This is a genomic window from Mesorhizobium salmacidum (SeqCode), from assembly GCF_037179605.1.
GTDB lineage: Bacteria > Pseudomonadota > Alphaproteobacteria > Rhizobiales > Rhizobiaceae > Mesorhizobium > Mesorhizobium salmacidum.
The window spans coordinates 20,426-40,584 of record NZ_JAPYKS010000036.1 but is presented as its reverse complement, the minus strand read 5'-3'; the positions used below and the strand labels follow the sequence as shown (position 1 = coordinate 40,584).

Annotated in this window: 19 protein-coding genes, 1 tRNA gene and 1 pseudogene; 8 read left to right on the top strand and 13 right to left on the bottom strand. The window is 61.2% G+C overall.

The window, feature by feature from the left end; translation table 11 throughout:
- Positions 1–126: glutamine amidotransferase (locus tag O7A60_RS28930; RefSeq protein WP_337109124.1), on the top strand; the 126-nt coding region annotated here is incomplete at its 5' end.
- 234 nt (positions 127–360) lie between these two features.
- Here the strand turns inward: O7A60_RS28930 and O7A60_RS28925 are convergent.
- The 9 genes from O7A60_RS28925 to O7A60_RS28885 form a co-directional block, all read right to left on the bottom strand.
- Complete coding sequence (locus O7A60_RS28925; RefSeq protein ID WP_337109123.1) at positions 361–1,203, bottom strand: BtpA/SgcQ family protein; 843 nt, start codon at positions 1,201–1,203, stop codon at positions 361–363.
- Positions 1,200–2,108 carry a ribokinase gene (locus O7A60_RS28920; protein WP_337109121.1) on the bottom strand — a complete coding sequence of 303 codons (909 nt, stop codon included), beginning with the start codon at positions 2,106–2,108 and terminating at the stop codon, positions 1,200–1,202. Before O7A60_RS28920 ends, O7A60_RS28925 begins: the two co-directional genes overlap by 4 nt.
- A gap of 3 nt (positions 2,109–2,111) precedes the next feature.
- On the bottom strand, positions 2,112–2,882 hold the full coding sequence (locus tag O7A60_RS28915; protein ID WP_337109120.1) for a glutamine amidotransferase: 771 nt from the start codon (positions 2,880–2,882) through the stop codon (positions 2,112–2,114).
- A gap of 26 nt (positions 2,883–2,908) precedes the next feature.
- Positions 2,909–4,000, bottom strand: a complete 1,092-nt coding sequence (locus O7A60_RS28910; RefSeq protein ID WP_337109119.1) for a phosphotriesterase family protein — start codon at positions 3,998–4,000, stop codon at positions 2,909–2,911.
- 4 nt (positions 4,001–4,004) lie between these two features.
- Positions 4,005–5,015, bottom strand: a complete 1,011-nt coding sequence (locus O7A60_RS28905; protein ID WP_415926869.1) for an ABC transporter permease — start codon at positions 5,013–5,015, stop codon at positions 4,005–4,007.
- Positions 5,012–5,809 carry an ATP-binding cassette domain-containing protein gene (locus tag O7A60_RS28900; RefSeq protein WP_337109117.1) on the bottom strand — a complete coding sequence of 266 codons (798 nt, stop codon included), beginning with the start codon at positions 5,807–5,809 and terminating at the stop codon, positions 5,012–5,014. The genes O7A60_RS28905 and O7A60_RS28900 overlap by 4 nt, the downstream gene beginning before the upstream one ends.
- A gap of 75 nt (positions 5,810–5,884) precedes the next feature.
- Positions 5,885–6,823: an ABC transporter substrate-binding protein gene (locus tag O7A60_RS28895; protein ID WP_337109116.1), complete on the bottom strand. Its 939-nt coding sequence runs from the start codon at positions 6,821–6,823 to the stop codon at positions 5,885–5,887.
- Positions 6,824–6,948: 125 nt separating this feature from the next.
- Positions 6,949–7,560, bottom strand: coding sequence for a cupin domain-containing protein (locus tag O7A60_RS28890; protein WP_337109115.1), 612 nt, complete (start codon positions 7,558–7,560; stop codon positions 6,949–6,951).
- A gap of 290 nt (positions 7,561–7,850) precedes the next feature.
- A complete protein-coding gene (locus tag O7A60_RS28885) occupies positions 7,851–8,531 on the bottom strand; it encodes a GntR family transcriptional regulator (protein WP_337109114.1) in 681 nt (226 codons plus the stop codon).
- A 203-nt stretch (positions 8,532–8,734) separates the two neighbouring features.
- On the opposite strand from O7A60_RS28885, the gene O7A60_RS28880 reads away from it, so the two are divergent.
- The 7 genes from O7A60_RS28880 to O7A60_RS28850 all read left to right on the top strand — a co-directional run bounded on the left by O7A60_RS28880 (position 8,735) and on the right by O7A60_RS28850 (position 17,208).
- Positions 8,735–9,862, top strand: coding sequence for a sugar ABC transporter substrate-binding protein (locus O7A60_RS28880; protein ID WP_337109113.1), 1,128 nt, complete (start codon positions 8,735–8,737; stop codon positions 9,860–9,862).
- An 80-nt stretch (positions 9,863–9,942) separates the two neighbouring features.
- Entirely contained in the window at positions 9,943–11,484 is a 1,542-nt protein-coding gene (locus O7A60_RS28875; protein ID WP_337109112.1) for a sugar ABC transporter ATP-binding protein, read from the top strand.
- Positions 11,481–13,553 carry an ABC transporter permease gene (locus O7A60_RS28870; RefSeq protein WP_337109111.1) on the top strand — a complete coding sequence of 691 codons (2,073 nt, stop codon included), beginning with the start codon at positions 11,481–11,483 and terminating at the stop codon, positions 13,551–13,553. The genes O7A60_RS28875 and O7A60_RS28870 overlap by 4 nt, the downstream gene beginning before the upstream one ends.
- A gap of 13 nt (positions 13,554–13,566) precedes the next feature.
- The gene (locus O7A60_RS28865; protein ID WP_337109110.1) at positions 13,567–14,373 is read left to right on the top strand and encodes an SDR family oxidoreductase; all 807 of its coding nucleotides are present in this window, start codon (positions 13,567–13,569) and stop codon (positions 14,371–14,373) included.
- 11 nt (positions 14,374–14,384) lie between these two features.
- The gene (locus O7A60_RS28860; RefSeq protein ID WP_337109109.1) at positions 14,385–15,332 is read left to right on the top strand and encodes a 3-hydroxyacyl-CoA dehydrogenase; all 948 of its coding nucleotides are present in this window, start codon (positions 14,385–14,387) and stop codon (positions 15,330–15,332) included.
- Complete coding sequence (kce, locus tag O7A60_RS28855) at positions 15,329–16,291, top strand: 3,5-dioxohexanoate:acetyl-CoA acetone transferase (protein WP_337109108.1); 963 nt, start codon at positions 15,329–15,331, stop codon at positions 16,289–16,291. Before O7A60_RS28860 ends, kce begins: the two co-directional genes overlap by 4 nt.
- Positions 16,292–16,329: 38 nt before the next feature.
- Entirely contained in the window at positions 16,330–17,208 is an 879-nt protein-coding gene (locus O7A60_RS28850; protein WP_337109107.1) for an SMP-30/gluconolactonase/LRE family protein, read from the top strand.
- 896 nt (positions 17,209–18,104) lie between these two features.
- On the opposite strand, the gene O7A60_RS28845 is transcribed toward O7A60_RS28850, so the two are convergent.
- The 4 genes and pseudogenes from O7A60_RS28845 to O7A60_RS28830 form a co-directional block, all read right to left on the bottom strand.
- Entirely contained in the window at positions 18,105–18,449 is a 345-nt protein-coding gene (locus tag O7A60_RS28845) for a hypothetical protein (RefSeq protein ID WP_337109106.1), read from the bottom strand.
- Between the two features lie 256 nt (positions 18,450–18,705).
- A tRNA-OTHER gene (locus O7A60_RS28840) sits at positions 18,706–18,814 on the bottom strand.
- Positions 18,815–18,827: 13 nt separating this feature from the next.
- On the bottom strand, positions 18,828–19,241 hold the full coding sequence (locus tag O7A60_RS28835; RefSeq protein ID WP_337109105.1) for a helix-turn-helix domain-containing protein: 414 nt from the start codon (positions 19,239–19,241) through the stop codon (positions 18,828–18,830).
- A 460-nt stretch (positions 19,242–19,701) separates the two neighbouring features.
- Positions 19,702–20,143, bottom strand: a pseudogene (locus O7A60_RS28830) (hypothetical protein).
- Positions 20,144–20,159 lie beyond the last annotated feature (16 nt).

The following is a 20,159-nucleotide window of genomic DNA, read 5'->3' as shown; positions in this document are numbered from 1 at the left end:
CGCGGGCGCACGGTCGCCTGGACGACTGACATCGGGCCGCATTGGCTGTCGCAGGACTTTCTCGGGTGGCCGCTCTACGGCCGACTGATGGGGAATATGGTGCGCTGGCTCGCGGGCAACGAATAACCGAATAGAGGCGGATACTGGTTTAGGGCCGTTGCCGGTTCTCGCTGCAGGCCTTACAGCGACACAGCGATCCTTTCTACCGACGACGGTGAGGTCATTTTGGCGGTCGTCACAATGTTACAAGATATCACGTAACTGGTTGATTTCATTAATCTAACTTAGAGTTCAATCCTCCGTTAGAGAGGGCGATCGTTCGCCTTGATCCTCACGTCAGGCGTTCGGAGTTCTGCTTGGTCATCGCCTCAGCCCGGCTATGAAAGCTCTTACTCGATCGGGGTCGACCTGGTTCCACCAGACGCCGTCATGCTTCAGCGCGCTGGCAATGATGACGCCATCGACGATGCCAAGGATGTCGTTGGCATTATCGGGCGTCACGCCGCTGCCGACAAGCGTCGGCAAGCGGGCAGCTCCCTTGATCATTCGGATGTAGCTCAGATCCGCAGCGTGTCCCGTGCGCTGACCCGTCGCGATGATGGCGTCGGCGTCGAAGAAGACCAGATCCTTGACGAGTTCCTCCACCGGGCGGTCGGCAACGATCGCGTGCGCGCCATGCTTGACGTGGGCATCGGCGAAAATGCGAATGCCGTTGGCGCGCAGCCTGGCGCGGTAGCGTGTTGCGCGGCCTGCTTCCCCTTCGACAAAGCCCTCGTTGGCGACGTAGGCATTCGCCCACTGATTCACTCGGACGAAGCCCGCACCTGCGGCGCTGGCGATCGCGAGCGCCGGGATCGCGGCGTTTGCGAGCACATTTATGCCAATCGGCTTGCCGAGTTCGCGGCGAATACGGTCGGAGACGACCGCCATATGGGCCGCTGTCTCCGGCCCTATATCGTCAGGTTTGGCAAAGGGGATGTCGCCATGATTCTCGATGATCACGCCGTCGCACCCGCCATCGAGATAGGATTTCGCATCATCGAGCCCCCGCTGATAGATCGCCTCGACCGCCTCGCCATCATAGCGCGGCGCGCCAGGAAGCGGCGCAAGGTGAACGACGCCGATCACCACCTTGGTGCGGCCGAAAAGCTGAACGAGTGCGTCGACGCCTGATTGACCGATCGGATGTGAGGGCTGGGTCATGAGAGCTCCGTTTGATCGATGAGCGCCGCCATTTCAGACGCGGAAGGACAGGATGATAGCGTGCCCTGACGTGTCACTGCGATCGCGGCGGCCGCGAGCGCAAGCTTCAGTGCCGATCTAACCGACATTTTCCTGGCAAGCCCGCCGGCCAGACACCCGCAGAACACATCGCCGGCGCCGCTGGTGTCGACCACCTCGACATGTGGCGCCGGCAAACGAAATGATCCTGTCTGGCCCGAGCCAACCACGAGACATCCCTCGGCGCCGAGCGTGATCACGACGGTGCCTGCGCCTTTTGCCGCTAGCGAGTCGGCGGCAGCGGCCATATCGCCTCGGCAGCTCAGCGCCGTCGCCTCGTTTTGGTTCACCACCAATACTTCCGCAAGACCGAAATCGGGCAAAGCTGCTGCATCGATAGGGCTGGCATTCAGAACGGTGCGCGCGCCGTTTTCCCGTGCTGCCCGCAGGCAGGCATTTGTCGCGGCGCCTCGCAGGTTTCCTTGCATGACAAGGATATCACCAGGCGCAAGCCGGTGCGCAAGTGCGGTTTGCGAAGTCGGATCGAATGCTTCGCAGCAGGCGACACCGCTGACGATGAAGTTCTCGCCGCCGGCATCAATGACGATAGTCGAACGGTCGCTTGGCAGGTCGAATTCGTTCGCCTGGATGTCGGGCAGCTCCCTGTCGAGGCGGCTCCTGATCCATGCGCCGGCGGAGTCCTTGCCGAGCGCCGTCCAAAGGGTCACCGACGCGCCCGTGCGCGCGGCCGCGACTGCCTGGTTCGCGCCTTTGCCACCGAGGCCGTCAGCATAGGCAATCGCGTTCAAGGTCTCGCCCGGGGCAGGGAACCGGCAGAGACGAAACGTTGTGTCGACACAGGCATTGCCCACGACGTGGACTTGCATGGCTCAGTTCTCACTGGTCGCCCAGAGAAGCATCTGTTCGAACAGGGTCTTGTAGCCTTTCCAGGCGATGAACTCCGGTGGTAGCCAATGCGGCCCGACATCGGATGTCCAAGCTACGGTGCGGCCCTTGCCATAGCGGCCGGTTACAAGCAGCGGCAGTGATCCGTATTCCGACGACACGGTAGCCAGAACTTCTGACCCGTCTTTCAGCGTCACCTCGTTGAAGCCGAGCAGGATTGGCCAATCCGAACCGAGACCCTTCAAGATCGGATGGCTCGAGGAGCCTTCCAGGACAGGTGCAAAGCCTTCCGGCACCTCGACACGGTCGTCGAACGCGAGGCAGTTCACCGGCAGCACCTCCTCGACCGGCGTCTTGCGATAGCGCGCGCCGCCATTGATGCCCTGGAAGCTATAGTAGCCGCCGAACATCAAAAGCCCGCCGCCTCCACGCACATAGTCGCGCAGCAGACGCAGCCGGTTCGGCGTCGGCTTCGAGTGGACCCAGGTGTCGGGATGCAGAAGCAGCGTGTTGGCGCCAATGTCGGAAAGCACCACCGCATCATATGCCGAGAGGGCATCCATCGCTTGAGGAAAACTGCGCTGTGCCTCATGCGCCGGCATGAAGGTCACATCGAAATCAGTCGTCGTCAGCGCCGTCAGCAATTCGTCCGCGCCGGTGTGGTAAGTGACCGTCGGAAACTGGTCGAAACCCTTGATATGGGTCGCGGTCGACACCCAGGATTCGCCGGCAAGCAGGATCTTTTTCTTCGACATTTGAACTCCGTCGTCACTCAGGCCACTTACGTCTGGCACGCAAACACAGCTTTTGGATTGGCGATCAGCATGCGATCGATGGCTGGCTGCTCGACGCCATGCCGTTTCAGGCGCGGTATGAAATGCTTCAGGATATAGCCGTAGCCGAAGCCGCCGAAGCGGGTCAGCATGATCTTGAGGAACACATCCTGCGAGAGCAGCAGGCGGTCGCCGAAGCCCGCTTTGACAAGCGCCGCGATTGCTCGCGCATTCTCTTCATCGGACGGCGACTGCGCGTCCTGGTCAGCATAGTAGTAGTCCATGCCGATCATGTCGTATTCCAAAAAAGCTCCGCGCCGGGCGAGACTTGTCTGATACTCGGGATCGTCGTGGCTGGGATTCATGTGGCAGAGCACGGTGTGGCGAAGATCGGCGCCCTCCGCCTCGACGACATCGAGCACCTCGTGCGCCAATCGCTCCCAGCCCGGCAGATGGATTGAAAGCGGCACACCCGTGATCCGCGAGGCTCGGGCGGCAGCTCTCAGCGACTTTCGTTCCTCGGAGGTGAAGTCCTTGCTGACGCCGATCTCGCCGATCAGGCCGGCCAGGATCTGCGGCTGCGTCGCGCCGCCACCCACATCGTTGACGATAAACTCGGTCACCGCGTCGACATCCATCGCCTTCAACCAGTCGGGATGCGTGTGCTCGAGATAGAAGCCGGTGCCCATGACTATCTTCAGGCCCGACATGCGACTGATGCGGGCGAGCTTATCTGGATCGCGGCCGATACCGATATTGGTCGCGTCGACGACGGTGTGGCCGCCGAGCGCGCGATACCGTTGGAGCTCCGACAGCGCCAGGTCACTGTCGTCGAGTGAAACGTTGTCGCGATTCACGTAAGGGTTCATGCGCAGTTCGCCGATGATCTCGATGTTCACCGGCTGCTCGGCGAGCGCCATGTCGTCCGGATGACAAGGACATTTCCAGGTGCGCGCGCCGTCGAGCAAGATGTGCTCGTGCATCAGGGTAATTCCCATCTCATCGACCGGGACGGGCCCAAGCACGGTCATTACATGCCCGGTTTCGACCCCGATTTCCAGCCGCTGCCTTCGAGGCGCGTCATCGAAGAGATTGCTCATGGGCTCAACGGCTCCGCACGGCGCCGCGGAATAGGCGGAAGTTCAGCCAGATGGCAATCAGGATGATTGATCCGGTCACGATCGGCGTGAGGAAAGGCGACAGGTGCGCCAGAATCAGCCCGTTGCCTATGACAGCCACGGTCAGCGCGCCGAGCACTGTGCCGGTGATCGTTCCGCGGCCGCCGAAGAGGCTGGTTCCGCCAAGCACGACGGCAGCGATCACTTCGAGCTCGAAACCCTGCCCCGCGTTTGAGGATCCTGATCCGAGCCGGGCAGCAATGATGATCCCCGCAAGGGCGGCCGCGGCGGCGGAAATCACGTAAACGAAAAGGGTCACCAGCCGCGTGTTGACGCCGGCGCGTCTTACCGCTTCGGCGTTGGCGCCGACGCCGGTCACATAACGGCCAAACGGCGTCTCGTTGAATGTCAGATAGGCGACCGCGAGTATAGCCAGCGCGATCAGCGCTGGCACCGGCACCCCAAGGAACCAGGCGCGGCCTATGACCGTGAAAAGGCTTCCCGGCTCGATGGGTATGGAGTAGCCGCCGGTGATCAGCAGCGCCACACCGCGGATCACCGAAAGCCCTGCAAGGGTGACGATGAATGCCGGGATGCCCTCGTAGGCCACAAAATAGCCCTGCACCGCGCCAAGCAGAGCACCGAGCGCCAGCATGGAGAGGATGACTGCCGGCCACGGCACGCCGAGCTGCAGAAGTGTGGCCGACAGCGTTGCCACCAGTGCCAGAACGGACCCGACAGAAAGATCGATGCCGCCCGTGGTGATGACGAAGGTCATCGCCGCGCCAACGATCAGCAGCGGCGCGGATTGTCGCAGGATGTTCAACAGATTGGGCGATGTAAGAAAGGCGCTCGTCGCCACAGAAAAGATGATGCAAACGACAAGAAAGAACAGCGCAATCGACACGACGCTGCCATTGGCGAGCATCGCATCTCGCCATGTGCCTTCCCGCGGCCTTCGGGACTGAGCGGAGTGGGTCGAGGTCGCTTCGCTCATGCCGACGCTCCATCGCGATTTCGGCCAGCGGCGGACCGGGCATTGAACTTGCGGCCCACAATCAGATTGACCACGTCCTCGATGCTGGTGTCGCCGATCAACCGCTCGGCGACACTGCGTCCTTCATACATGACCTGAATGCGGTGGCATACGAGGAACAGATCCTGGAGGCGATGGGTGATCAGTATGACGCTGACGCCGCGCGCGCTCACAGTGCGGATTAGGTCCAGCACAGCCTCGACCTCGGCGACGGCAAGCGCGGCTGTCGGCTCATCCATGATCAGCACGGACGGCTCGAACGAGGCGGCGCGGCCGATCGCGATCGACTGCCGCTGCCCGCCGGACAGATTTTCCACCTTGAGCCGCGTGTCGGCGATAACGATGCCGAGACGGTCGAGCATCTGGCGTGTCTGCTCATGCATGCGCTTCTTGTTGAGAAAGGAAATGCCTGCAATGCGCCGGCGCGGCTCGCGGCCGAGAAAGAGATTGCCGGCGACATCGACCGTGTCGCAGAGCGACAGGTCCTGGTAGACCATCTCCACGTGCGCTGCCCGCGCGTCCGCCGGCGAGTTGAAGGTCACGGGAACGCCATCGATCTCGATCGTGCCTGCGTCAGGAAGCACCGCCCCCGACAGCACTTTGCTCAAGGTCGACTTGCCTGCGCCATTGTCGCCGACCAGCCCCAGGACTTCGCCCGGCATCAGCGTCAGCGACACGTCATCGAGCGTCTGGATGGCGTTGTAGCGCTTTGAGATGCCGCTCATCCGCACACGATAGGTCTCGTCACTGCTCATGCTGGATCCATGCGATTTGCAAAGCAACCGCGGCGAGGGCACAGGCCGCGCCGCGGCTCGGTAGCTTGATTCAGTCTATTTGAACATCGCGCGATATTGGTCGACGTTCTTCTTGGTCACGATCGTCACCGGAATGTTGATGATCGGATCGACCTTTTCGCCCTTCTTGAGCTTGGCCAAGGCTTCGACCGCGGCCTTGCCTTCGCCGGCGGGATCCTGCTGGACGACGGCTACCACCCAACCATCGTCGATACCCTGGACCGCCTGCTTGGTGAGATCCCAGCCGAACACCTTGACGTCACCGGTGCGGCCTTGGCTGGTTACGGCCGAAACAGCACCGAGCAGCGCCGGCTCACCGGTCGCATACAACGTCGTCATGTCCGGATTGGCGGTCATCAAATTTTCCGACGCACTCAGCGCGGTCTCCTGAACGTTCTGACCGTCGACCGTGTCGAGGAAGGTGATCTTCTGGCCACTGTCGGTGACCGCCTTCTTGAAGCCGTCAAGCCGCTGGTTCTGGATGAACGAATTGAGCGCGCCGACGATACCGATCTTGGCAGTGCCGCTCATCTCCGACTTCACATAGTCGGCGTAGAATTTGCCGATATCGGCACCGGCCTTGGTGTTGTCGACACCTATGAACGAAACATTGTCGCCGTTGGGGATCTGCGCGTCAATGGCAACGACGGGAATGCCGGCCGCCTTGGCGGCGGTGATTGCAGGCTTGACACCATTCACGTCGATCGCGACCAAAATGATGCCGTCGACCTTCTGCGTGATGTAGTTCTCGATCGCGTCATTTTGCGCGCTGGGCACGTTATTGGCATTGAAGATGACCAGCTTGGCGCCGGCGGCATCAGCCGCCTTCTGCGCACCCTCGTTGATCTGGTTGAAGAAGAGGGCCTGCTGGTTGATGTTGACGAGAGCGAACGTGTCGGCGAGCGCTGCTCCGGTGGCTATCGAGCATATGGTGATGGCGGCGGCGCAGCCGACGAGCAGTTTTAACAGACGCATTTTATGGTTCCCCTTTCTTGCGGGCCAAACCTCATTCGGCCGGTCCCATTGGCGCTACTAAAGGCACGAGGCAAGAATTCAAGAGACTTGAATGTTTGTCAATGAGTTTGAACTGGTGGGCGTAATCAGAAAGTCGCCGGCGTATTGACCCAGAAAATGCTGGCTCGCTCCTTGCCGATGTTGCGGTAATGATGTGGCAGTTCCGACCTGAACACGAATGCATCGCCGGTCGCTAGATTGTGGCTCTTGCCATCAACGATCAACTCGATCCGGCCAGCGAGCACATAGCCGACTTCCTCGCCGACATGTTGGATGGGAGCTTCGCTCTCGCCGTCTGTCTCGATGTGATGGATATTGCACTGCAGGAGGTGGCCGGACGAATACGGAATAATGCGCTCAAGCGAGATGCCTTCGCCGCGCCTTAACGCGTCGAGCGTGATCAATGGCCGCGCGCCTGCGCGGAACACGATTGCCTCGTCGTCGTCGACCTCCTCGAACATCCAGCCGATGTTCGTGCCCAAAACTTCGACCAGGCGGTGAAGCATAGGCAGGGATGGCGAAGCCTTGCCGTTCTCGATTTTGGACAAAAGGCTTTCAGAGCAGTTCGCGGCAGTGGCTAGCATCTTTAGCGTCATGCCACGTATCTGGCGGGCGAGGCGCAACCGCGTTCCAAGCCGTGCGGCATTTACGGTGGCGTCCATTTCGGACTCTGGCCGTCGCCGATCGATTTTGTTCATCCGTTCGCCAACCATTCAACAGTCAAGGGACAACTGTCGCGCGAGCAAAAGACAGCGGCGGCCGATTTGCAAGTGGTCATCTCTCAATTTAGACCCTGGAGCCGTGGGCCGACACCCGAAGGGGTTATCTGGAACCTGGACAAACTGTTTCCGCCACGCTCCCCGAAGCGGTCTCAAAAGTTCAATCCCGCGCTTTGTCAGATAGATCTCAGGACTGGCCAGTTCGCTGGCCGCAACACCGCAATAGCCGATAGGGGCCGTCCCTCCAAGGCCCGTCGAAGGTCCGAACGCTACTTCAGGAGGCCGACCAGGACCGCATATGCAGCGTCGATATCACCGCGGACGGCGGCCCGAACCGATTCTTCGTCCCGGTCGCACAATGCCGCGAACATCTGCCGGTGGTGCTTGTTGGCGGTCGAATAGTTTCCAGAATCGTGCAGCATGTTGAAATAGGGGCTGATCTGCAGCCACAAATCCTTAATGATCTTGAGCAACGTCTCGGATCCCGCCGCCCGGTAAATTGCGAAGTGGAAGGTGTAGTTCGCCCGCAGATAAGCCTTTCTGTCATCTGCGCCATTTGCCCGCTCAAGGGAGTCCAGATCGCGCGAAAGGATCGTAAGGTCCGCGTCACTGCGCTTCTGTGCGGCCCAGCCGGCAGCAATGGCCTCTACCTCAAAGCGAACATTGCGCAAATCGGCAAGCCGCCCGCGGCTAAGAGCCGGAATGCCGATGGAACGCCCTGAAACCACAGTCAGCGCATTTGCCGCTGTCAGGCGGTGCAACGCCTCCCTGACTGGCATCGGACTGACTCCGAAGGCGTCGGCAAGGCTCTGAACCGTGACCATCTCTCCGGGCACAATGCTGCCGTCCAGAATCAGTTCGGTGAGGTGACTATAAACCCTGTCCTGTAGGGTTTCCTTGGACAGCGGAACGATCTCGACACCGGGTTTCCTGAACGCCGCTCCAGCCATCTCCCCACTAACCTTCCCGCAAAAGGCCGCGCCGTAGCCATGTGTCCCGAATGCAGCGTTCCGATTGCGGCGTCAAGCATCCCGAATCGTCTCATCATTGATCTTTGATCAAATCATGATACGGTCACCTGTATCGAATGACAAGGGTTACGTTCGTGCCCTTGGGAGGCATTCGGTCGTTCGGATTGGGAGGAGTTTCACACATGGGTATCGGATTGAAAGTCCGGCGGCTCACGCTGTTGGTCGGCATAGCTGCCTGCGCCCTTGGACTGTCGGCAGCGGAAGCAGCCGAAAAGCACAAGATCTTTCTGAGCATGAGTTTCATCGGCAACGACTGGCAGGCCGAGGCCGCCAACATGGTCAAGGCGATGGCCGCCCACAAGAGTTTGGCCGACAAGGTCGACTTGCGGGTTCAGGTCGCCGGGCCGAATGCACAGCGCCAGATCCAGCAGATCAACGCGATGGTGCAGGCAGGCGCCGAGGCGATTGTGATCTTCCCGATCTCGCCGACCGCCCTCAACCAGGTGGTCAAGAATGCCTGCGACAAGGGTGTGAAGGTCTTCGCCTACGACGCCGAAATCACCGAGCCTTGCGCCTACAACGTGCACATCGACCAGGAAGAGGCGGGACGCGTCACGGCCGAGTGGCTGGTCAAGAAGCTCAACGGCAAGGGGAACATCATCGCCGTGACCGGCGTTCCCGGCACATCGGTCGACGATTTGCGCACCAAGGCCGCGAAAGAGGTTTTCGCCAAATATCCCGACATCAAGATCGTAGGTGAGGCTGTCGGCATGTGGAGCCAGGCCGTAGCCCGCACCGAGCTTTCGAAGATCCTTGCGACACGCAGTTGGAGCGACATCAACGGGCTATGGATGCAGGTTGGCTGCTTCACCGCCAACTCCATGCAACTTGAAGCCGGCAAGAAGACCAGTGAACTCCTGCCTTGCGCTGGCGAAGGTTCCAACGGCGGTCGCATCCAAATGCTGCCCGAGGGCACCGAGGTCGAGGGTTCGGCGTCTCCCTATGCGCCGCTTGGCGCGTCGCGTATTTCCTACGCTTCGCCACCCTATTCGGGGGCGCTCGCCTTGAAGCTGGCCGTTGAAGCGATTGAAGGCAAGGACGTGCCAAAGAAAACCATCCTGCCACTGCCGGTCGTCACCAACGAGTCGATCAAGCTGTGTGACGAAGGCACCTGGGCGGAAATGGAGGCCGGCTGCAACGCCTTCAAGCCGTCGCTAGTCTCCAATCCAGGCTGGTTCGCTTCGATCTTTTCGGATCAGACACCAGAGATCGGGCTGAGCGCCGCCCTTGTCGGACAGCCCGAAAACTGAGCCTCCCAAGGCAATCGTGGAGATGCACGGACATCATGTCCGTGCATCTTCGACGGCGCGCAGCTTCGTGATCAAGGACAATGACAGCAGACACTGAGCTTCCCGCCGTTGATATCGACGCCATCAGCAAGGCCTTCGGGCCGACCGTCGCGCTGGATGGCGTATCGTTTCGGATCGCACCCGGCAGCGTCCACGCCTTGCTCGGCGAAAACGGCGCCGGCAAGTCGACGATCGTCAAGATCTTGTCTGGGCTGGTGCAGCCGGACGAAGGCAGAATCAGCATTCTCGGCAAACAGGCACGGCTCGGCACGCCACGCACCGCGCATGCCAAGGGCGTGCAGACGGCGTTCCAGGAGATGACGCTGGTCCGCGATCTCAGTGTGCTCGACAACATGTTGCTGCCCTATGCGCCGGCCGGCCCGACTGGGCTGATAAGGCGGGCGGCGGCGCGCAAGGCGATCCGAAGTCATATCTCGGACCTAGGTTTCTCGGTCGATCTCGACGCCGAAGTTGCGACGCTCGATCTTGCTGTGCGCCAAAAAATTGAGATTGCTCGTGCCGTCTACCGCAAGCCGCGTATCCTGCTGCTTGACGAGCCGACTTCGACTTTGACCGGCGGCGATGTCGAATGGCTTGGCGCGATCGTAGCACGTCTCAAGGCCGCCGGGACGACAGTGGTGTTCATCACCCATCGCATGCGCGAGGTGCGGATCTTCTGCGACACGCTGACCATTCTCAGAAACGGACGCCACATCCTCACCGCGCCGACTGCCGAAGTCTCGGACGGCGACGTGATCGAGCAGATCATCGGCCGCAGCATCGCCCAGACCTTCCCGCCGAAACCCGAAAACGAAGCCGTCTTCGGCCCGCCAGTGCTCGGCGTGCGCGACCTCAAAGCGGGTGGAAAGCTTGACGGCGTGAGCTTCGACCTGCGCAAGGGCGAGATTCTCGGCATCGCCGGGCTCCAGGGTATGGGCCAGCTCGACCTATTCCTCGCCTGTTTCGGCATGGCTGAAATCGAGCGCGGCCACGTCGTTGTCGACGGCCGAAACGTATGGCTTGGTTCGCCTGCCGATGCGCTCAAGCCCAATATTGCGATCGGGCTTGTGCCGGAGGATCGCAAGTCCGAAGGCCTGTTCCTCAAACTTTCGGGCAGGCAAAACGCGTCTTTGCCGGTTGTTCAGCGCTTTACGCGATTCGGCTTGATCCGTGAGGACGAGGAAGCGCATGCGGTCCACTTGGCCTTCTCGACCGTCGAGGTCGACCGGCGCGCCATGTGGACGAGGGCAGGGGCCTTTTCCGGCGGCAATCAGCAGAAGATTGCCATCGCCAAATGGCTGGTTGCTGAGAGCCGGATCCTACTTCTCTTCGATCCGACCCGCGGCATCGATGTCGGCACCAAGCACGAGCTCTATGTGATGATGCGCGACTATGTGGCTTCAGGAGGTTCGATCCTGCTGCACTCGACCGAAATCCCCGAACTCGTCCATCAGTGCGACCGGGTGCTCGTCCTCTACGGCGGGCGGCTGGCCGCGGAGCTCGCGGGCGACGAGATCAGCGAAGGCGCGATCATGCGGCCGGCGCTTGGCCATAGCGATCGGGTCCGGGAGGCAGCGGAATGACCGCGGTGAGCTCCTCAACTAGCTCCCCGGCCGGAACCCTGTCGCGGCTCTTTGCGCGGCACCGTGGCCCCATCATCGCTGCGGTCGTCTTCGCGATCCTTCTGCTCATCGTCGATCTGGTCAGCGCCGGACGGCTGACCTACTTCGACATTTCTTTCCTGTCGAGCGGTGGTGCCACTTCGGCGCTGGCGGCCATCGGCCAGACTGTGGTCATCCTCTCCGGCGGTTTCGACCTGTCCGCCGGCGCGGTGATCTCGCTCGTCAACGTTGTTCTGGCGACAGGCATGGATCCGATGGTCACGGGTCAAAGCATTATGCTGTGGACATTGGCCGGGGTCGGCGTCGGCATGGTCGTCGGCGCCTTCAATGGCTTCTTCATTGCCGTCCTTCGCATGCAGCCCATCGTCGTGACGCTTTCGACTATGTTCATCGTCCAGGGGGTGACGCTGCTCCTGATGGATAAGCCGGGCGGTTTCGTCTCACCAGATCTTGGCGGCTTTTATCTCGGCGACGCGGTTGCAGGCTGGCTGCCGATGCCGCTGGTCGTTATCGGTGTCGTTCTGCTCGGCTGGTTCTGGCTGAAGGGGACGCGGTTTGGAACGGCTCTTTATGCGGTCGGCAGCGACCCGGACGCCGCCGCCGCAGTCGGCGTGCACGTCGTTCTTGTGCGCTTCCTCGTCTACGTGATCGCAGGCGGCTGCTACGGGCTCGCCGGCGTCTTCATCAGCGCCCAGACCGGCAGCGGCGATCCGCTCGTCGGCAATCCGCTGCTTTTGTCGACCTTCGCCGCGGTCGTCGTCGGCGGAACACGCCTGGGCGGCGGACAGGGAGGACCTGTCGGCACTGTATTCGGCTCCTACATCCTGATGATGGTCGTCAACATTCTGCTCGTGCTCAACGTCTCGGCCTATTATTCGACCATCGCCGAGGGAACGATCCTGATCCTCGCCGTGCTTGCCGGCGCGCTGTCGCATGGCTCGGTGCTCGCCCGCCAGTTCCGTGCCGGGCGGGCACGGCTAGCCGCCTGGCGCGCGGGCATGCTGCCGTCGCAGCTCGATCGCACTGACCGGCGGCTTACGATCGCCCGCGACAGCGCTGGCAGCGAACGCACGCCATCGCCCGCCTTCCATGTCCGCAATGCCGAGACATTGCGCTACGCATTGCCGGCCTATGTCTGCCTCTTCGTCGTTGTGATCGTCACCCAGATCTGGCTCGGACGCGCCATCTTCAACATCACCTACTGGAACTCCTTGTTCGTGCTGTCGAGCTTTCTCGCCATCCTCGCGCTTGGACAGGGCAGCGTCATCCTCACCGGCGGACTTGATCTTTCGGTGCCGTGGACGATCGGCATTTCCGGTATTCTTCTCGCCGGCATGGTCAACGGCTCGGACGCGGCACTCACCTATGCGTTGCCTGCTGTCCTGGTCGTCGCTTGCCTGATCGGGTTGGCGAACGGCATCGGCATTGTCGTCCTCGGCATTTCGCCGATCGTCACTACGCTGGCCACAAACGGGATCCTGCAGGGCTTCGCACTTCTCTATTCGCAGGGAACTCCGGCCGGCTTCTCCTCGCCGATGCTGCGCTGGTTCATGACCGGAAAGATATCGGTCGTTACGCCGGTGGTGCTGTTCATGGTCGCTTTTGTCCCATTTGCCGTGCTGCTGCTCGGCCGCACTGCCTTCGGCCGCCGCCTCTACGGCATCGGCAACGGCCTGCGAGCTGCCCAGCTTTCCGGCATCGCCGTCGGGCGCACTCTAATCCTGGTCTATGTATTGTCGGCCGTCTGCGCGGCGATCGTCGGCATAATGCTGACCGGCTTCTCCGGCCAGGCCAGCCTTGGCATGGGCGACGATTATTTGCTGCCATCCATCGCTGTTGTCGTCGTTGGCGGCGCGCTAATCACAGGCGGACGCGGGCATTACCTTGGCATGCTGGGCGGCGTGCTGCTTCTGACCGCTTTGCAGATGCTGCTTGCCGGCACGACGCTGCCTTATGCGACGCGGGCGATCCTGTTCGGGCTGGTGGTGTTAGGCGCAGTCATGGCGCTGCGCGAGGGACGCATTCAATGAAGGGAATGGAACAATGAGCACGAGCGCACCGGCGTCGCCGGACGACTTCCTGGCGGGGCTCAAAGGACAGCGGGTGCTGGTGACGGCGGGCGCCGGCGGCATAGGGTTCGCTATTGCCGACACGCTGTCGCGGCTAGGGGCGCGCATCATCGTTTGCGATGTGTCCGACGAGGCGCTCGCTGTTGCTCCGCAAAAGATCGCTCTTGTGGCGGCGGTCAGGGCCGATGTCTCCCGGGACGATGACGTCGACCAGCTGTTCGAGACGGTCGGCAAGGAACTAGGCGGGCTCGACGCGCTGATCAACAATGCCGGCATTGCCGGGCCGACCGCTGGTGTCGACGAGATCGATCCGGCCGACTGGCGGCGCTGCATCGACATCTGTCTTACCGGCCAGTTCCTGTGTGCCCGGCGCGCCGTGCCGCTGATCAAGGCAGCAGGTGGTGGCTCGATCGTTTCGATGTCGTCGGCCGCCGGCCGCCATGGCTACGCTTTCCGCACGCCCTATTCAGCGGCCAAGTTCGGCGTCATCGGCCTGACACAGAGCCTCGCCAAGGAACTCGGACCGCATGGCATAAGAGTCAACGCGATCCTGCCCGGGATTATTGAAGGGCCACGCATCGAAGGCGTCATCTCGGCACGTGCCAAGCAGATCGGCATCAGTCACGAGGAGATGACCGGGCGCTACCTGCAGAACATTTCGCTGCGCCGCATGACCAGCCCCTATGATGTCGCAGCGATGGTCGCCTTCCTACTCTCAGATGCGGGGATCAACATTTCCGGCCAGTCGCTCGGCGTCGACGGCAACGTCGAGACACTCTGAGGAACAGATCCATGGCCAATGTCGCTATTGTCGGAAGTGGGTTCATCGGGCGGGCCTGGGCGATCAGCTTCGCGCGCGCCGGCCATGATGTGCGCATGTGGGACCAGTCGCCCGCCGCGACCGGCGGTGCCCGCGACTACATAGCCGGCGTGCTGGGCGACCTCGTCGCGAACAACCTGCTGCGGGGACAAACGGTCGATACCGTGCTTGATCGTATCGCTGTTGTCGCGGACCTGGCAGAGGCGCTGGCCGATGCGGCACATGCCCAGGAGAACACGACTGAAAACCTCGACGTAAAGCGGGAAGTGTTCACCTTGATCGACACACTTGCCGCGCCTGAAACAATCATCGCCAGTTCCACCTCTGCGATTTTGCCGTCGAAATTTACCGATCGTCTGCGAGGGCGGCACCGCTGCCTAGTCGTGCATCCAATCAATCCGCCCTATCTTATTCCGGCAGCCGAGGTCGTGCCGGCGCCGTGGACCTCTTCCGAAACAGTCAAGAAGACCCGTGCCTTCCTCATCGACGCCGGTCATGCGCCGCTGGTGATGAAGCGCGAGCTCGACGGCTTCATCATGAACCGTCTGCAAGGCGCATTGCTCGAGGAGGCTTTCAGGCTTGTCGCCGACGGCTACGCCAGCGTCGAGGATGTCGATATCGGCCTCCGCGACGGGCTGGCGTTGCGCTGGTCGTTCATGGGGCCATTCGAGACGATCGATCTGAATGCGCCTGGCGGCGTCCGCGACTATGTCGAGCGTTATCAGTCGATCTATTCGAACATCTTCCCGCAGATGCTGCGCCGCGTCGACTGGGCAGGCGAGGTCATGGCGACTGTCGAGGCCGATCGCCGCAAGCGCCTGCCGCAGGAAGATCTCGGCGAGCGGCAGGTGTGGCGCGACCGGCGGCTGATGGCGCTGGCGGCGCATAAGAGAGAATCGGATCAGGAGTTCGGACGATGAAGGAAACAAGCCGCAAGGCCAGCGCTCAGCCGACCAAGGGCAAGGTCATCATCACCTGCGCGGTGACAGGGGCGATCCACACGCCGACCATGTCGCCCTATCTGCCGATCACGCCGGACCAGATCGCCTCGGAAGCGATTGCGGCGGCTGAAGCTGGTGCTGCTATCCTGCACCTCCACGCTCGCGACCCGCAGACCGGCAAGCCCGACCAGACGCCTGAGGCGTTCGCCCGCTTCCTGCCGCGCATCAAGCAGGGCACTAACGCCGCGATCAATATCACCACCGGCGGCAGCCCCTACATGAAGGTCGAGGAGCGGGTGCGGCCTGCTGCCCTGTTCAAACCCGAAGTCGCCTCGCTCAACATGGGCTCGATCAATTTCGGGCTTTATCACCTCGTCGACAAATATGAGACCTTCAAGTTCGACTGGGAAAAGCCGCATCTGGAAGCGACGAACGACCTCGTCTTCCGCAACTCGTTCAAGGACATCGAATACATCCTGGCGACTTGCTACGACAACGGCACGCGGTTCGAGTTCGAGTGCTATGACATCGCGCATCTCTACAATCTCTCCCACTTCGCCGACCGCGGACTGGTGAAGCCGCCCTTCTTCGTGCAGTCGGTGTTCGGCCTGCTTGGCGGCATCGGCACGCATCCGGAAGACGTCTCGCATATGAAGCGCACCGCCGACCGGTTGTTCGGCGACCAGTTCCGCTGGTCGGTGCTCGGCGCCGGCGCTAGCCAGTTGCGTATCGCCGCCCAGTCGGCAGCGTTTGGCGGCAACATCAGGGTGGGGCTGGAGGACAGTCTGTGGGCCGGAAGGGGCAGGCTTGCCAAATCGAATGCCGAACAGGTCGCCCTCGCCCGCAAGATCATCGAGGGGCTTGGCCTGGAGGTGGCGACGCCCGACGAGGCGCGCGAGATCCTGTCATTGAAGGGCGGCGACAAGGTCGCATTCTGACGCAGTCGCATCACGGCGCCAAAACAGAGGAGGACGGTATGAAGATCGAAGTCGTGGTGGACGTAAAAACCACGTTGGGTGAAGGACCATTGTGGGACGTCGAGCAAGAGCGCGTCTACTGGATCGACAGTTTCGACGGGCGCGTATTTCGTGCCACTGCCGAAGGGCACGAGATCAGATCGTGGGACGTGCCGATGAAGATAGGCTCAATGGCGCTGCGCAAGGATGGCAGCGGTGCGGTGGTGTCGCTTCAGCGCGGCTTTCACCTACTCGATTTCGCCACCGGCGATGTGACACTTATCCACGATCCGGAGCCGGACAAGCCGATGAACCGGCTCAACGACGGCAAGGTCGACCGACGCGGCCGTTTCTTCGCCGGCTCTATGGATACGATGGAAGAGGGTCCCTCCGGTAGTCTCTATAGGCTCGATCCGGACTTTACCGTCACCAAGGTCGACTCCGGCATCATCTGCTCGAACGGTCCATGCTGGAGTCCCGACGACCGGATCTTCTACTTCGCCGACACCTGGACTGGCGAGATCTGGGCCTATGACTATGATATTGCCACCGGCACCGCCACCAACCGGCGCACCTTCGTTCGTGTCGATACCAGGCGGGGCGGCGCTGCCGATGGCTCGACCGTCGATGCCGAAGGCTTCCTCTGGAATGCCCTCGTCTACGATGGCAGGCTGGTTCGCTATGCGCCGGACGGCAGCATCGACCGCATCATCGACATGCCCGTCAAGAAGGTCACCAGCGTTATGTTTGGCGGACCGAAGCTCGATGTCCTTTACGTGACATCGATGGCCAAGCCGCCGCTGCCTCGGTTTCCCGGTGATGGCGTGATGCGTGGCAGTCTCTTCGCCATTACTGGTCTCGGCGTGACTGGAACACCGGAACCGAGATTTGGGGGGTGAAAAAGAGTCACTGCTGTGGTTTTGCGGGAAGCGGATGCTACCGTGCTGGTGCTTGGAAAGGACCCACGCTGGCAAGACACAACGCTATTTGTGACCGAAAACTCGTGGGTCAGGGCGCCTTCTGCCTCGGATCGGTCAGCCATTTTGTCGTCCGTCACGATGTTACAAACTACCTTATAAGTCATTGATTCTGTTGAGATAGCATAGAGTTCAATCCTCTCTCGCAGCACCATTTTTACATAATAAAATCAATGCTTTACGCGATGTGTGGCCTACATGGCCCCGCACAAAGCTGCACCCAGTTGCACAGAACGTACGAGCAACTGAACAAAAAAGCGTGCACCATACGTGCAGGCTCGTTCTTGTAGTGTTCTTTTTGGCTTCCGCTGCGGAAGTGGTATGCTTCACACCGTCCACACGAGAATCAGCGGCCCGTAACGCGGCTCCGCCAAGGCTCTCGCTGGAAAGGACCGTACCCGGCCCTGTGTTTCGCCGAGGTAGGCGGGGCTAAATGGCATCATGCGTGCGAACGGTGTTCGCCCTCGGACGAGGTGCATGGTGCCGAAACGACCAAGCCGTTTCGCGAGCGGGGCGGTCTAGCGCCAGCAAGGGCGCGATACAAATACTCCGCCAGCTATCCTCTTGAAGGGTAGTCCGGACTGCCCGATAGGAGCCCGCAAAATGCGGAAGCAAATATCGGTGACATGCGAGATCAAGGTGAACGTCGCGCTCTGCCTTTTCGGTATCGCGGCCATTCTCTCGATCTTCTTTTAACAGGGGGCGTCCGGAGGCATCCGGGCGCTTTCCTTTTTTGTATCGTTCCCAGCGGTCGCCTAAATTGCGCGCATGCGATGTGAACTATCCGGGGAAGGTTCGCTGGCGCTCATTTGTCCCCATTACCCACACACCAGGGAGCCGCTGAACCCACCGGGGTCGTCGTATTTCATCACCTTCTTTGCTTCGGCCGAAGTCCCGTTGGTGAATTCCGTTTTGCTCGGTTCCCACAGCATCTCAAAGGTTTGGTCATCACTTGAGCCGTGCTTTTCCTGCGAGCAATATCCGCTGCCGTTGGTTTCGTGCGTGCCAAAGCCATAGCGAGAATTCTCACCGGAGTAGCCTCGGAAGAACAGGAGCTCGGCCTGCTCGACAATTCGATGTGAGCGGGCAAATCGGTCGATTGGCAGCGCAGCAGCCTGGTGTTCGCATGCCTGCAGGTAAGTACCTGTGCCCTCGAGCCGCACGGTCTCGTCCGTTTCCTTCGAGAGAGGCGTTACATAGGGCTGTGTGTGGTCCCGCATCGCGTCGGCTACACGGTGCTTGGCTTCCTCTCATTCGGCTTCGGTCATACGTTCTCCTTTTCGGTTATGATCGCGAAAGCGATATGGGTGGGCACGTCGCCGCCAGCGACCGTCCACAGCCGCCCATCAGGGAGGCATATGCAACCGGTCAGGTCGGAGGTTTCGCCGGCGCGTCGCTACCCAGAGGCTCTTGCGAGATTGGTCCGGCGACGGGACTTGAACCCGCATCTCCCCACCGCTACTTCTCCGATTGTTGAAGCCGGATTTTCGCTAGTCAGCGGGGGCTCTATCCGTTGAGCTACGCCGTGTTCCTGGAAGCCGTCAGTCTGCACCTTTGACGAGGTGCAGCTGCGGCTTGCCCTTTCTGGCGCGCATCGCGTCCTTGACCGCGATTTTCGCCTTCTTGATCTGCACCATTTCCTTGGCAAAGGGCTTCGCGGCTTTGATCAGCCCGTCCAGGTGGTAGATGTTAGATTTGCTGCCGACCTGCGACACGCGGCGCTCCTCACGCTGAAGCAGGCCATCCTTTTCCATCGCGGCAATGCGGCGCTGGACGGTACGCGGGTCGATGCCCATCGCAACCGCAATCGTCTGTTTCGATGGATGCGGCTTGTTGTCTGGATGCCACCAGTAGGAGGCCAGGTGGAGAAGGATGTTGATGTCGACCGCATCAAGCCCAAACGCCTTCTGCCTTTCCAGGATCACGTTTGGGATGACGGTCCAGCCGGCATCCATCAGATCCTTGCCCCATTTCCGTTCGTTGGCCTTGATGCTTTTGACGTCTGCTGCTTCGTTCTTCGCCATGCCCGCTCGCCTCACTTGTTTCTGTGAGCGATAGATGGCCTCGAACCGCCGGCTTTGCAAATCGACCCGGGAGGCGCAGGGGCCTGGGGCCTATAGGTCCTTGGTTGTTCAAGCTGCTTCTGGCTTCCTGGAGTATGGAACAATCAAGTCCTGCTTCGCAGGGCACAGGCGCCTTCCAAGGCCGGGGCTTGGCTACCTAGGGGACCCAGACATTGAGGTCTTCTGGGGGAGACCACAGCGCCTCCCAGGCGAACCCAAAATTATTGTTCCGGACGTGTTTCTAGATCGGCTTGGCTCGCTCGTCGGGGAAAAACATCGGCCGCGACGCAATCCGGAAAACGGTGGAAACACAGGCCTTGCGCAATCTGACTATCCGTTGGTTTTCCGATTCTTAGCGGACCGGATAGGGTCCGGGAAAAAGGTCGCCAAGCGCCTTGCGCCGAAACAGCGTCCTGCGCCGCCGCCGCTGGTGCTCGTCGCGGTCGTGTATCAAGTGACACCGCTGACAGAAGGCGCGCAAATTGCCCTCGCGGTTGTTGGTCGGGTCGTGATCCCTGTGCGCGGTCGCGAGGTAAATTCGGGTGCACTTCAGCCGGATGCCGTCGGCTTCGAGCAGGGCAGGGGTCTTGAGGGTGATACCGTGGCCGCGCCCGTTGCGCCAAAGTGCCGAAGGCGTCGTCCCACCAGCGGCCATCGCCCATATGCTTGACTTCGGCGCCGTGCGGACGCCGGCAGGCCTGGCATCGTCCCTCGGCGCGTACGAACCGAACCAGCGCGGACAGCTGTGGCCAGTAGACCGGGTAAAGCCATCTGAACTCGCGCTTGATTGGCATCAGCGTTCATCCGTCG

Excerpts from the sequence above, each read along its gene's own strand:
- O7A60_RS28925 (WP_337109123.1), bottom strand. The coding sequence starts at position 1,203 with ATGACCCAGCCCTCACATCCGATCGGTCAATCAGGCGTCGACGCACTC.
- O7A60_RS28920 (WP_337109121.1), bottom strand. The coding sequence starts at position 2,108 with ATGCAAGTCCACGTCGTGGGCAATGCCTGTGTCGACACAACGTTTCGT.
- O7A60_RS28915 (WP_337109120.1), bottom strand. The coding sequence starts at position 2,882 with ATGTCGAAGAAAAAGATCCTGCTTGCCGGCGAATCCTGGGTGTCGACC.
- O7A60_RS28910 (WP_337109119.1), bottom strand. The coding sequence starts at position 4,000 with ATGAGCAATCTCTTCGATGACGCGCCTCGAAGGCAGCGGCTGGAAATC.
- O7A60_RS28905 (WP_415926869.1), bottom strand. The coding sequence starts at position 5,015 with ATGAGCGAAGCGACCTCGACCCACTCCGCTCAGTCCCGAAGGCCGCGG.
- O7A60_RS28900 (WP_337109117.1), bottom strand. The coding sequence starts at position 5,809 with ATGAGCAGTGACGAGACCTATCGTGTGCGGATGAGCGGCATCTCAAAG.
- O7A60_RS28895 (WP_337109116.1), bottom strand. The coding sequence starts at position 6,823 with ATGCGTCTGTTAAAACTGCTCGTCGGCTGCGCCGCCGCCATCACCATA.
- O7A60_RS28890 (WP_337109115.1), bottom strand. The coding sequence starts at position 7,560 with ATGAACAAAATCGATCGGCGACGGCCAGAGTCCGAAATGGACGCCACC.
- O7A60_RS28885 (WP_337109114.1), bottom strand. The coding sequence starts at position 8,531 with ATGGCTGGAGCGGCGTTCAGGAAACCCGGTGTCGAGATCGTTCCGCTG.
- O7A60_RS28880 (WP_337109113.1), top strand. The coding sequence starts at position 8,735 with ATGGGTATCGGATTGAAAGTCCGGCGGCTCACGCTGTTGGTCGGCATA.
- O7A60_RS28875 (WP_337109112.1), top strand. The coding sequence starts at position 9,943 with ATGACAGCAGACACTGAGCTTCCCGCCGTTGATATCGACGCCATCAGC.
- O7A60_RS28870 (WP_337109111.1), top strand. The coding sequence starts at position 11,481 with ATGACCGCGGTGAGCTCCTCAACTAGCTCCCCGGCCGGAACCCTGTCG.
- O7A60_RS28865 (WP_337109110.1), top strand. The coding sequence starts at position 13,567 with ATGAGCACGAGCGCACCGGCGTCGCCGGACGACTTCCTGGCGGGGCTC.
- O7A60_RS28860 (WP_337109109.1), top strand. The coding sequence starts at position 14,385 with ATGGCCAATGTCGCTATTGTCGGAAGTGGGTTCATCGGGCGGGCCTGG.
- kce (WP_337109108.1), top strand. The coding sequence starts at position 15,329 with ATGAAGGAAACAAGCCGCAAGGCCAGCGCTCAGCCGACCAAGGGCAAG.
- O7A60_RS28850 (WP_337109107.1), top strand. The coding sequence starts at position 16,330 with ATGAAGATCGAAGTCGTGGTGGACGTAAAAACCACGTTGGGTGAAGGA.
- O7A60_RS28835 (WP_337109105.1), bottom strand. The coding sequence starts at position 19,241 with ATGGATGCCGGCTGGACCGTCATCCCAAACGTGATCCTGGAAAGGCAG.